Raw genomic sequence first — 5,406 nt, 5'->3', positions numbered from 1 at the left:
CGGCGGACCCTGCCGGGCCGGCTGTCCGACGCCCCCCACGGCAGGTTCCTCGACCGGCGCATCGACGCCCTGTCGACGGAGGACCGTCTGATCGTCGCCAAGGACGAGTACTTCTACGAGCCGGTCATCGAGGAGGCGACGGGCCCCCGGATCAAGTTCGACGGCCGATGGTTCCTCAACTTCGCCTCCTACAGCTACCTCGGACTCATCGGGCACGACTACATCGAGGACCAGGTCCTGCGCGCCGTGGAGCGGCACGGGACCGGCGCGCACGGGGTGCGGCTGCTGGCGGGCACCCTGCATCTGCACCGGGAGCTGGAGCTGGCGCTCGCCCGCTTCCTCGGCACCGAGGACGCCATCGTCTTCTCCAGCGGCTACATGGCGAACGTGGCGACGGTCGGCGCTCTCGTCGGCCCCGGCGACGTGGTCATCGGCGACGTCTACAACCACGCCAGCATCCTGGACGGTTACCGGCTGTCCGGTGCGTCGGTCATCACCTACGCCCACAACGACCTCACCGACCTGGAACGCGCCCTGCGCAAGGCGGGTGAAGCGGGCCGTCTGGTCGTCACGGACGCCGTCTTCAGCATGGACGGCGACGTGGCGGATCTGCCCGGCATCGTGGAGCTGTGCGAGCGGTACGACGCCCCGCTGATGGTCGACGAGGCACACAGCCTGGGTGTCCTCGGTGCCACGGGCCGCGGCATCACCGAGCACTTCGGGATCGACCCGGCACGGGTCGACGTCAAGATGGGCACGCTCTCCAAGACGGTGCCGAGCGCGGGTGGTTACGTCGCCGGCTCCAGCGACCTGGTCTTCGCGCTGAAGAACAACGCGCGGGGCTGGATGTTCTCCGCGGCGGTGACTCCCGCCCAGGTGGCGGCGGCCAAGGCGGCGATCGAGGTGATGGAGGCCGCACCCTCCCTCACCCGGGACGTACAGGCGAAGACGACCCGTTACCGCGAGCAGCTGCGCGCCCTGGGCTTCGACACGCTGGCCAGTGAGACACCGGTGGTGCCCATCATCTGCTCCAGCGCCGATCAGGCGGGGACGATGGCCCGGCTGTGCCAGCAGGACGGGCTCTTCGTACAGCCGATCGTCTACCCGGCCGTGCCGCGGACGCTGCCCCGGCTGCGGACCATCGTCAACCTCAGCCACTCCGACGCGGATCTGGACGCGGCGGTCGTGACGCTGGAGAAAGCCGGCCGCGCCTGCGGCCTGATCCGCTGAGCACCGATCCGACGGAGCGGTCCACAGGAACGGAGCGGTCCACCGGAACGGATCGGTCCACCGGCACGGGGCGATCCACCCGCGCTCAACGGCCCACAGGAACAGAGCGGTCCGCGAGAACGGACACCGTACGCCTTCCACCGCATGGCAACCAGGGAGGTACCGATCATGACCGACATCGACACCACGGCGTTCTTCGGGGCGATTCTGAAGACCATCGCCTCGACCCGGAACCACGGCGCCGACCAACACGAGTTCGCGTCCGGTGTGCTGGAGCCGGCCGCGCGGATCCGCGCGGTCGAGAAGGAGATCGGTGACCGGCGGCTGACGCCCGCCGAGGCCGAGGAGGTGCTCGATCTCCTGAGTACGACGCTGCGCACCAAGCGCACGCCGGACGAGGAGCGCGAGTACTACCTCCAGTACATCGAGAAGGTCGCCGGGATCAGCCGGGCCTCGCTGGGTCTGTCCGGCTGGTGAACACCTCCCGACTCGCGTGGTACAGCCACGAGATCTGTTTCTGGCACGACCCCGGTCCCGGATCGGGGTACGTGCCGGTGGGACCGGGCGTCGAGCCGTTGCGCCAGTTCGCGGTCGACCCGGACCTCCGGCGTGCCGAGGGGCTGGTCAAGGCGTCAGGTGTGATGGACCGGTTCACCGGCTTCACCCCCACGCCCGCCTCCGACGAGGACCTGCTCCTCGTGCATGTCCCCGAACACATCGAGCGGGTCGAGGCGGCCTCGGCGGCCGGCGCGGGCGATGCCGGTGTGTACGCGTACGTCAACTACCACAGCGCGCAGGCCGCGAGGCTCGCCGTCGGGGCCTGCGCGCAGGCCGCCACGGGTGTCCTGGACGGCCGCTTCGACCGCGCCTACTGCCTGGTGAGGCCGCCCGGCCATCACGCGGAGCCGGACCGGGCGATGGCGCTGTGCCTCTACAACAACCTGGCGGTGGCCGCCCGCGCGGCACAGCGCCGGGGGGCGCGCCGCGTGCTGATCCTGGACTGGGACGTGCACCACGGCAACGGCATCCAGCGGACCTTCTACGAGGACCCCGACGTGCTGTACATCTCGGTGCACCAGGAAGGGCTGTTCCCGGCGGCGTCCGGTCTCGTTCTGGAGACCGGCGCGGGCGCGGGGGCGGGCAGCACCCTCAATGTGCCGCTGCCCGCCGGCTCGGGGCACGGCGCCTATCTCGCGGTGATGGACCGGATCGTGGAGCCCGCGGCCCGTGCCTTCGGCCCCGATCTGATCCTGGTGGCGGCGGGCGTCGACGCGAGCGGCCACGATCCGATGGGCCGGATGCTCTGCACCAGCCGCACCTTCCACTCGATGACGTCGACGATGTGCCGGCTGGCGGACGAACTGACGGGAGGCAGGATCGTCTTCGCCCACGAGGGCGGCTACTCGGCGTGGTACCAGCCGATGCTGGTGCTGGGCACGGCCACCGCGATCGCCGGTCTGCCGGCCCCTCAGGACCCGTTCCTGCACTCGCTCGAACACCTTCCGGGCCAGCGCCTCCAACGCCACCAGGACCGGGTGATCGCACACCTGGAGGGCCACCATCCGCTGCTCGCGGGCCCGGCCTCCTCGCCACCCTCCGGCCGGTCCGGGGCGGCCGGGCGGCCCGCGCCAGTGACCGGGGTGCCGCGATGAGCGGCTGGTGGATGACGGTGGGGAGCGGCGCGCGTCCGACAGGCGGCACCGGTTCGGGGCGGCGGCCCCGCGCCCGTTTCCGGGTCGTGGCGCTCCCGCACGCCGGCGGGTGGCCGTCCGCGTTCCGCTCCTGGTGGCAGGTGCTGCCCGAGGACGTGGAGTGCGTCGTCGCCCAACTGCCGGGTCGGGGCACGCGCATCAACGAGCCCCTGGTGACGCGCGTCGAGCCGCTGGTCGGCGCCCTCGTCCGGGGCCTGGTGGAGCTGGAGCCCTTGCCGTACGCGGTCATCGGGCACAGCTTCGGCAGCGTGCTCGGATACGAGCTCACCCGGGCGATGGAACGCGACGGTCTGCCTCCCACCCTGCTGGCCGTGTCCGCGCGCCAGCCGCCGTGCTTCCCCAGCGAACCGCCCTTCGCGCATCTCAGGAGCGACGCGGAGCTGCTGGAGCATCTGACGGACATGGGCGGCATGTCTCCCGGGCTGGTGGACCGTACGGACCTGGTCCGGTCGTCGCTCCGAGCGATCCGGGCCGACCTGGAGGCGATGGAGACCTACCGGCGGCCGCTGTTCGGTATCCGCGTCCCCATCGTGGCGCTCGGCGCGGTGGACGACCCGGTCGTCGTCGACGAGCGGATGTACCTGTGGTCGCTGGAGACGTCGGGCGGCTTCAGCCGGCAGACGTTCACGGGTGGTCACTTCTACCTCTACACACCCGCCAACGCGGCAGCCGTCGCCGCCCTCCTGGTCCCCGGCCTCGACCATCCCCGGTCGGAGCCGTCCCTCCCGCACCCCCTCGCCCGACGATCGTGATCGGGCACCGATGTGCACCATCCCCGAAAGGAAACATGTGAGTACCACCGCCGACACCACCACACAGGCCGGACCTCGTGAGTGGTTGGGCCTGGCCGTACTGGCGCTGCCCACCTTGCTGCTGTCCATCGATGTGAGCGTGCTGCACCTGGCCGTACCCCACATCAGCGAGGGCCTGAACCCCTCGGCCGCCCAGATGCTGTGGATCATCGACATCTACGGCTTCCTGATCGCCGGCTTCCTGGTGGCCATGGGAACCCTGGGCGACCGCATCGGCCGCCGGAAGCTGCTGCTGATCGGCGCCGCCGGGTTCGGCCTCGCGTCGCTGGCCGCCGTCTTCGCCGACGACGCGGCCTCGCTGATAGCGGCGCGGGCCGCGATGGGCATCGCCGGAGCCACGCTGATGCCCTCGACCCTCGCGCTGATCATCAACATGTTCCGTGACGCGCGGCAGCGCGGCGTGGCGATCGCGATCTGGGTCACCATGTTCTCCGTGGGCATCGCGCTCGGCCCGGTCGTCGGCGGCGCCATGCTGGAGTACTTCTGGTGGGGTTCGGTCTTCCTGCTCGGTGTGCCCATCATGGGTCTGCTGCTGGTGGCCGGGCCGATCCTGCTGCCGGAGTACCGCGACGAGGACGCCGGCCGGCTCGACCTGATCAGCGTGGGCCTGTCGCTCGCCACGATCCTCCCGGTGATCTACGGACTGAAGGAGATCGCCAACGACGGGGTCGGCGCGGTCCCGCTCATGGCGATCGTCGTGGGCCTGGTCGTCGGCGTGCTGTTCGTCCGCCGACAGCGCACGCTGGAGAGCCCGCTGCTCGACCTCGCCCTCTTCCGCAGCTCCACCTTCCTCACGGCCCTGGTGACGCTGCTGCTCAGCATGCTGGTGGCCGGCGGCACGTATCTGATGGTGACGCAGTTCCTCCAGCTCGTCGGTGGACTGTCCCCGATGAAGGCCGGTCTGTATCTGCTGCCGGCGGCGTTCGCGCTGATCGTGACGGCAGTGGTGTCCCCCATGGCGGCGAGCAGGATCCGTCCGGCGTACGTCGTCGCCATCGGGCTCGCGGTGTCGGGCGTCGGCCATGTGATGCTGAGCCTGGCCGACAGTTCGTCGGGCATCGCCCAGGTGGTGACGGGCTTCGCCTTCGTCTACGCCGGTGGTGGCCCGCTCATCGCCCTGGGCACGGACATCGTCGTCGGAGCGGCCCGGCCCGAGCAGGCCGGGTCCGCCGCGGCCCTCTCGGAGACCAGCACCGAACTCGGCATGGCGCTCGGCGTCGCCCTGCTCGGCAGCCTCGGCGCCGCGGTGTACCGCGGTGGGGTCGATGTCCCGGCGGGGGTGGCGGCGGGCGCCGATGACACGCTCGCCGGCGCGGTGGAGACGGCGCGGGGGCTGTCCTCGGATGTGGCGACCGTCCTGCTCGGCTCGGCGCGGGAGGCGTTCACCGACGGCATGAACGTCATCGGTGGCATCGGGGCGTTCGTCGCGCTCGCCTCCGCCGTGCTGGTGGCGGTGGTCATCAAGATCCCGGCCACCGGAGCGGGCGAGGACTCCGCCGGTACCGACGGTTCGGCCGACGGCGTCGCTCCCGCCGTCAACGTGGAGGCATAGCGCTCCCCGCCGTCCCCGCCGTCCCCGCCGGGCCAGGTCGGCGGCCGGTGTGCGGCCCGCGCCACGCGACGCGGGCCGCACAACCCCGGGCGGACAGGAT

General features: G+C 71.3%; 5 protein-coding genes. All 5 read left to right on the top strand.

The window, feature by feature from the left end:
• Window positions 1-1,230: aminotransferase class I/II-fold pyridoxal phosphate-dependent enzyme (locus P3L51_RS34750; RefSeq protein ID WP_354609360.1), on the top strand; the 1,230-nt coding region annotated here is incomplete at its 5' end.
• Between the two features lie 168 nt (window positions 1,231-1,398).
• Window positions 1,399-1,707: a hypothetical protein gene (locus P3L51_RS34745; protein WP_354609359.1), complete on the top strand. Its 309-nt coding sequence runs from the start codon at window positions 1,399-1,401 to the stop codon at window positions 1,705-1,707.
• Window positions 1,704-2,882, top strand: a complete 1,179-nt coding sequence (locus tag P3L51_RS34740) for an arginase family protein (protein ID WP_354609358.1) — start codon at window positions 1,704-1,706, stop codon at window positions 2,880-2,882. Before P3L51_RS34745 ends, P3L51_RS34740 begins: the two co-directional genes overlap by 4 nt.
• Entirely contained in the window at window positions 2,879-3,694 is an 816-nt protein-coding gene (locus P3L51_RS34735; RefSeq protein WP_354609357.1) for a thioesterase II family protein, read from the top strand. Before P3L51_RS34740 ends, P3L51_RS34735 begins: the two co-directional genes overlap by 4 nt.
• Before the next feature lie 37 nt (window positions 3,695-3,731).
• A complete protein-coding gene (locus P3L51_RS34730) occupies window positions 3,732-5,306 on the top strand; it encodes an MFS transporter (RefSeq protein ID WP_354609356.1) in 1,575 nt (524 codons plus the stop codon).
• Window positions 5,307-5,406 lie beyond the last annotated feature (100 nt).

Origin of the sequence: Streptomyces panacea, assembly GCF_040560175.1 — a bacterium.
In the GTDB taxonomy this organism is placed as follows: Bacteria; Actinomycetota; Actinomycetes; order Streptomycetales; family Streptomycetaceae; genus Streptomyces; species Streptomyces panacea.
This window is presented reverse-complemented; position numbering and strand designations above follow the sequence as displayed.

Coding starts and splice junctions, on each gene's coding strand:
- P3L51_RS34745 (WP_354609359.1), top strand. CDS start 1,399: ATGACCGACATCGACACCACGGCGTTCTTCGGGGCGATTCTGAAGACC.
- P3L51_RS34735 (WP_354609357.1), top strand. CDS start 2,879: ATGAGCGGCTGGTGGATGACGGTGGGGAGCGGCGCGCGTCCGACAGGC.